Raw genomic sequence first — 6,487 nt, 5'->3', positions numbered from 1 at the left:
CCCCCGCCCGCCACGACACCGACCACGGCCCCGGCCAGCCGCACCGCCTCGAAGTGCAGGCCGGTCCGCAGCATCGCGGGCGCGTCACGCATCCAGGTCTCGCGGATCTCTCGGGGACGGGGGTCACGGGATACGAGCCAGTCGGCCGCCGTGGCCGTCCGGGCCACGGTGATCCCTCCGCCCGAAAGAGTCGTGCCGACGGTCTTCCCCAGGTTTTCGATCGCCATAGGAGGGAGGATGGCCGTATGGCATTCCGACCCACTAGGCCGGCGACCGGCCGTCCGGCGGCCATTGCGCGGCCACCGCTGGAGAGCCGATGAACGCGCCCGACCCGCCTGCCGCCCGCAATGACGTACTGAAGGCCGCCAGGTTGAAGCTTGGTTGGCGTTCGGGCGAGGCCGCGGCCCGTGCCGTCACCGCCGCCGGACGGGAGGTCCTCGGCGACATGACGTTCGAGGTGTCCCCCCGCACGTGGCGGCGGTGGGAGTCCGCCAGGCCGGGGTGGCCACGCCCCGACTGCGCCCAAGCGCTGCGCGCGGCCTTCGGACGATGGCCGGAGGACCTGGGGTTCGACACTCCTCCGGGGTGGATCCGGGCGGAGCACGAGCCCTTGCCTCCTCCGCAGGCCGCCATCACCCTCCCGCCGGGTCTTCGCCCCGCCGGGGAAGCCGTCGCCTCCCCGGGGCCGGCCGGCCGCCGGCACGTCGATCCGGCCGTGGTCGGCTACTTCAGGGAACAGTTGGAGGGCCACTACCGAGCCGACATGCTTCTCGGCCCCCATGATCTGATCGGCATCGTCTCGAGTCAGTACGCTCTGATCGACCGCCTGTCGAGAGCCGCGACGGACGGTACGCGGCGCGAACTGCTGCGGACCGGTGCCGCCTACGCCGCCCTGATCGGCTGGCTGTGCCAGGACGCCGGGGATCTCGTGAGCTCCGCCTCTTGGCGCGCCGTGGCCCAGGAAGCGTCGTTCAAGGCACGCGACCCGCTTCTGGTCGCGTACTCCCTCGTCAACCAGGCGCAGCTCCGGACCGATGTCGGCGACGGTTCCTGTGTCATCGATCTCTGTGAAGCCGCTTTGGCGACCGGGCCGGAACTCCCGCCCAAGGTCAGGGTCATGGCACTCCAGCAACAGGCGCACGGGTACAGCCTCGAGGGAGACCGCCGGAGTTGTGACCGCGTGCTCGACCGGGCGGACGCGCTCGTGTCCCGCGTGGACGACGATCTGCCCTGGGGAAACGCCTGCCGGAGGACGCCGGTGTACCTGGAGGTGCAACGTGCGACGTGTTACGGCCGTCTCGGTCTCGGGAAGGAGGCCGGGAGGCTCTGGTCGCAGGTTCTTCAGCACGTGCCGACGACCGCGCGGCGGGACCGGGGCGTCTACTCGGCGCGGTTCGCCCGAGCGGCGCTCACCACCGGGGACCGCGACCTCGCCAGGGAGCTGGCTCGCGCTGCGGTTCCCGTCGCCGTGGACACGGGGTCCGTTCGCCTGCGGCGTGAGCTGATGTCACTGCGAACGGTCGCCAACCGCGCCGGGCGCGGCGGTGCGGGCATATGGTTCGACGACGTTCTGGCACCGCTGACCGGGAGGGACACGACGTGACGCAAGCCAAGGAACCGCTCTCCGAACGGGAGGTCGCCGACCGCCTGGCCTCCGTGCCGGGATGGCGGCGAGAAGGGGAGACGATCACACGCGGCTTCCGGATCCGCTACCACGGCGGTGTGGCCCTGATCGTGCACGTGGCGGACGTCGAGCGCCTCATCGGCCACCACGCGGACATCGACCTCCGCTGGGACCGTGTGCGCTTCGCCATCACCACGCACGACGCCGGATACCGGCTGACGGAAGCCGACTTCGACTTGGCGCGGCGGATCGACGCGATCGCGGGGGCGCACGGGGCGGAGCCGCTGTAGGTCCGCTCCCGGCCGGCGCTCGACCTGATCGGCGGTGACGGCCTGGGTGACCGATCGCGCTGACCGGCGGTGACGGCCTGGGCGGCCGATCGCGACGACGTCCGGGATCAACCGCCAGGCAGCGACGAGCACGCCGTACACGCCGAGCCTCGGTTCGGGTCGTAGCGGCGGTAGCCGCATGCGCAGACGGGCCAGTCGAGGCAGGCGGGGCAGCGGCGGTAGGGGGCGGCTACGGGGACGCCGCAGGCGCCGTCCCTGCCGGTGCACTCGGCGATGGGCGGGCGGTGGGCGACGGCCTCGGCCGGGGTGCGGTCGGCCGTGCGGGTGGGTTCCCGGTCCGGCTCGGGCGGGCCGGGGAGCGGTGCGCGGCCGCGGCAGGCGGGGCAGGGGCGGTCCGGATCGTCCGGATCGAAGCCGTCCTCGCAGCCGGCATGGCAGCCGGCGGGTTCCAGGAGCCACAGGACGACGTCGTCGGGTCCATAGCCGTCCTGCTTCTCGTCGGCGTTCCGGCGCAGGGGCCGGTCCGCCCAACCGGTCCACCAGCGGCGTTCGACGCGCTCGACGAGCTGCCGCGCGGTGCGGTGCTCCAGCTGCGACCGGATCGTCCGCATCGCCTCCGGCGGGTAGGCGCCGCCGCAGGCGCGCAGGAGCCGGTCGGGGACGGCCGCCAGGACCGCCCGCAGCGGGTCGCGGGAACCGCCCTGCTCCAGGCACCGGTCGCAGCGGTCGCGGGCGGCCGTGTGCGGGTAGAAGTGGCGGCGCCAACGGCGTTTGCGGTCCTTGCGCGCCTCCGGCTCCACGACGGACACCTCGAAACGGCGCTCCGGCAGCGGCCCTTGACAGGTGCGGCACCTGCCCTGGCAGGTCAGGCACCGGCCGCCCGCCGGGGTGGGCGCCTGGCAGTCCGGGCACTCGCGCCGGCACACGTCGCACAGGTGGTCCTCCGGGTGCGGCACCGGCAGCCAGCGGTAATCGCCCTGGCAGCGGATGCACTTGGCCGGGTTGACCTCGTCGTTGGGCGTGGGGAGGACGGGACGCCCGGGGCAGAGGTCGCAGCAGACGAACGAGTTCCCGTGACGGCGTCGGATCATGCGGCGCTCCCGGCGTGGCGGACGGCGGGCCTGCGCGTGCCAGCGTAGCGGGCGGCGCTTTGCTCGCCGGGGCGTTTCGGGGTTCTCCGCCGGGAGCGAGGGGGGTAGGGAGTGGGACGTGGGGTAAGGAGCAGGATCGGGGCCAGGGCCTCGGACCAGGCCGGCCCGGGGCCGAACCGGCGGGAAGGCACACGCTGGACGGGCAGGGGGGGGCACCACACCACCGGCACCGGGCGGAAGCCACGAGCGCCCTCGCTCGGACAACAGCGGGAGGTACCGGCTACCGCGCGGTCTGGCGCAGGAGCGGTTCGCCGGCGCCGCCGGGCTCGCCCTCTCGACCGTGCGCGAGCTGGAGCAGGGCGAAAGCGTCCGGATCGAGACGCCGCGCGTCCTGGCGCGCGCCCCGCAGCGAAGGCGGCAACCCCTACCGCGTGATCGAGGAACCCACCGGTCACGCCCGGTTCTCCGGCCACGCCATGCGGGCCGCCCGTGCGGGCCGTCCGCGTCCCCGGAACCGGCGAGCAATGGAACCGGCACCGCCTCACCATGGCCGCGACCTTCGTGCGAACCGGCGCGTACGACGATGCCTCGGCGCGAACCCCAGTGGCTCCGGACCAGCGGCCGGCACGCCTCCTCATGGCGGTGATCGTCCGGCGTCCCAAGTGAAAGCCGACCGCAGATACGCGGGCGATGGCCTCCGGGTTGGGGGATGCCGAGCTGGGTGTGACGCGGCGCGGCGGCTTCGAACGGGCAGCGCGGACGATGGCCGCGCCTCGCGGCCCGCGGCCCATCGGCCCGTGCGGTCGGCGCGGCCCGTACGGTCGACGGCGTCCGTACGGTCGACACCGTCCGTACGGTCGACGTCGCCCTGCGATCGGCTTCGGCCCTGCGGCCGGCGCGGCCGTCAGTTCGCCGGGCGGTCGCGTGGGGTCGGTGCCGCGGCTCGGGCGACGACGAGGAGGAACAGCCCGCAGGCCGTCACGAGCGCCCAGCCGGGGCGCGCCGCGTGCGCGAAGTGGGCAGGGGTGACGCCCGCGACCAGGCCGCCGGCGACCGCGATGCCCACCGCCGAACCGACCTGCCGCGCCGTGGACGTGATCGCCCCCGCCACGCCGGCCCGGGAGGGCGGCAGGCCGCTGACGGCGGTGTTGGTGATCGGCGCGTTGGCGAAGCCGAACCCGATGCCGATCACCAGGTACGCGAGGAGCAGCGGCAGGACGCCGGTGTCACTGCCGAGGCCGATCAGGCACAGGCCGCCCGCGGCGATGAACCCCCCGGCGGCGAGGAGCGGGCGCCGCGGCCCGAGTCGCGCCACCAGCGTGCCGGCCCACGGCGCGCAGAGGGTGGCCCCGAGCGCCATGGGCAGCGTCGCCGCGCCCGTAGCGAGCGGCGACCAGCCGCGGCTGTGCTGGAGGTAGAGGGTGTTGAGCAGGAGAGTCACGTTCAGCGCGACGAACACCGCCACCGCGCCCAGCACCGCCGTCGCGAACGGCGGCCGGCGGAACAGGCCCAGGTCCATGAGCGGTTCCTCCTGCCGGCGTTCGACGAGGACGAAGGCCACGGCCGTCGCGACGATCACGCCGTACCCGGCCACGGCCCAGGCCGAGGTCCAGCCGACGCGCGGCCCCTCGATCAGGACGCCCACCGACAGGAACAGCGCCACCGTGAGCAGAACCTGCCCGGGGAGATCGATCCTCCGTGTCCGCTGCCCGCGGGACTCCGGTACGAACACCGCCACCAGGACGAGCGCCGCGACGATCACCGGCGCGTTGATCCAGAACACCGACCGCCAGCCGAACGCCGCGATGAGCGCACCGCCGGTGACCGGGCCCGCCGCCATGCTCAGCCCGAAGACCGACGCCCACACGCCGATCGCCCGGGCCCGCTCGCGCGGGTCGGGCATCGCGTTCACCACGATCGCCAGGGCGACCGGGCTCAGCATCGACGCCCCGACGCCCTGGACGGCCCGGGCGGCGACGAGCACGGCGGGCGTGGGCGCGAAGGCGCACGCGAGGGAGGCGACGCCGAAGACGCTCAGCCCGTACTGGAAGATCCGTCGACGGCCGAAGCGGTCCGCGAGCGCGCCCGAGGCGATGAGGAGGCTGGCCAGGACGACGGTGTAGGCGTCCACGACCCATTCCAGGCCGCGGGTGTCGACGTCGAGGCCGCGGCCGATCTCGGGGAGGCCCACGTTGACGATGGTGGTGTCGAGTCCGACGAGGAACATGCTGAACGCGCAGACGGCGAGGATCGTCCATCGGCGGCGTGCGCTGAGCGGGAGCGGTGGGGAGGTTGGGGTGGGTGGAATGGCCTGAGCGGGTGGCCGGTCCGGTTGATCCCGCCGATCCGGCTGATCCGGCTGATCCGGCTGATCCGGCTGATCCGAGTGCACATTTGAGGTCGTCGCGGTCACCAAAGCCCACCTTCTGTCCGGTTTCGCCTGCCGGACCATGCTCCGACCGGGGACGGGCGCCGGCCCAGCACCTTTGCGAAGACCGCAAAATGGATCCCATGCACGACACGGACGCCGAACTGGCGGAGACCCTGGCCGCCATCGGGCCGCGCCTGCGAGCGCTGCGGCGCGACCGCGGCCTCACCCTCGAAGCGCTCGCGGAAGAGACCGGGATCTCCGTCAGTACGCTGTCCCGCCTGGAGTCGGGCAAACGGCGCCCCACCCTCGACCTGCTCATCCCGCTCGCGCGGACGCACCGCGTCGCCCTGGACCAGTTGGTCGCCCCTCCCGCCACCGGTGACCCACGCGTTCATCTGCGCCCCCACCTGCGCAAGCCCGGGAGCGTACTGGTGCCGCTCACCCAGTACCCGGGTCGCGTCCAGGTCTTCAAGCAGGTGCTCGCACCGCGAGAGTTGAAGCTGGTCACTCACGTGGGCTACGAGTGGCTGTACGTACTGGCGGGCGAGCTGCGCGTCGTCGTCGGGGAGCGCGACTACGTCCTGCGGCCGGGCGAGGCGACGGAGTTCGACACGAGCGAGCCGCACTGGTTCGGGCCGGCGGGCGACGGCGCGGTGGAGATCCTGCATCTGTTCGGACCGCACGGGGACCAGGCGGTGGTGCGGACGGGGGCGTCGGACGGGGATTGAGGGGTACGGTGCGGGGTGGGTGGACAAGGTGCGTGAGACCGCCGCTTGACGGCGGTCGGGACGCAGGTGGCGAAGAGTCTTCCCCGCACGCGCGGGGGTGGCCCCTCATCTCCCCCGTCGGCGGCCACGTCGACGCCGTCTTCCCCGCACGTGCGGGGGTGGCCCGTTGCTCCGGGCGGAGCCGATCGCGTCTGCCCCGCACGCGCGGGGATGGCTCCGTGACGCGGATGATCGTCGACGCCCAGGTCGAATCCTCCCCGCGACCGGGGGGCCGGCCCGATCAACAAGCGGAACCGGCAGCTCGACGCCCGGCCGCAGGACGTAGTCGCGCTCCCCGACGACGACGCGCAGCTCGCCCGCCAGACGTACAGCCACTCGTAGCC

6 protein-coding genes are annotated in these 6,487 nt (G+C 73.6%); 3 read left to right on the top strand and 3 right to left on the bottom strand.

Going from position 1 to position 6,487, the window contains the following annotated elements:
- Positions 1 to 227: hypothetical protein (locus tag ACSNOK_RS29290; RefSeq protein ID WP_436783814.1), on the bottom strand; the 227-nt coding region annotated here is incomplete at its 3' end.
- A 488-nt stretch (positions 228 to 715) separates the two neighbouring features.
- Here ACSNOK_RS29290 and ACSNOK_RS29285 point away from each other — a divergent pair.
- Together ACSNOK_RS29285 and ACSNOK_RS29280 are read left to right on the top strand one after the other, a co-directional pair.
- A complete protein-coding gene (locus ACSNOK_RS29285) occupies positions 716 to 1,603 on the top strand; it encodes a Twin-arginine translocation pathway signal (protein ID WP_436783813.1) in 888 nt (295 codons plus the stop codon).
- Positions 1,600 to 1,914, top strand: a complete 315-nt coding sequence (locus tag ACSNOK_RS29280; RefSeq protein ID WP_436783812.1) for a 4a-hydroxytetrahydrobiopterin dehydratase — start codon at positions 1,600 to 1,602, stop codon at positions 1,912 to 1,914. Before ACSNOK_RS29285 ends, ACSNOK_RS29280 begins: the two co-directional genes overlap by 4 nt.
- 107 nt (positions 1,915 to 2,021) lie before the next feature.
- Here the strand turns inward: ACSNOK_RS29280 and ACSNOK_RS29275 are convergent, their stop codons facing one another.
- Positions 2,022 to 3,005, bottom strand: coding sequence for a hypothetical protein (locus ACSNOK_RS29275; RefSeq protein WP_436783811.1), 984 nt, complete (start codon positions 3,003 to 3,005; stop codon positions 2,022 to 2,024).
- A 904-nt stretch (positions 3,006 to 3,909) separates the two neighbouring features.
- The gene (locus tag ACSNOK_RS29270) at positions 3,910 to 5,397 is read right to left on the bottom strand and encodes an MFS transporter (protein ID WP_436783815.1); all 1,488 of its coding nucleotides are present in this window, start codon (positions 5,395 to 5,397) and stop codon (positions 3,910 to 3,912) included.
- 110 nt (positions 5,398 to 5,507) lie between these two features.
- On the opposite strand from ACSNOK_RS29270, the gene ACSNOK_RS29265 reads away from it, so the two are divergent.
- Positions 5,508 to 6,104, top strand: coding sequence for a helix-turn-helix domain-containing protein (locus tag ACSNOK_RS29265; protein WP_436783810.1), 597 nt, complete (start codon positions 5,508 to 5,510; stop codon positions 6,102 to 6,104).
- Positions 6,105 to 6,487 lie beyond the last annotated feature (383 nt).

Source organism: Streptomyces sp. URMC 126, from assembly GCF_051386555.1.
In the GTDB taxonomy this organism is placed as follows: Bacteria; Actinomycetota; Actinomycetes; order Streptomycetales; family Streptomycetaceae; genus Streptomyces.
Note: the sequence above shows the minus strand (reverse complement) of the source record. Positions and strands in the feature narration are given on the sequence as shown.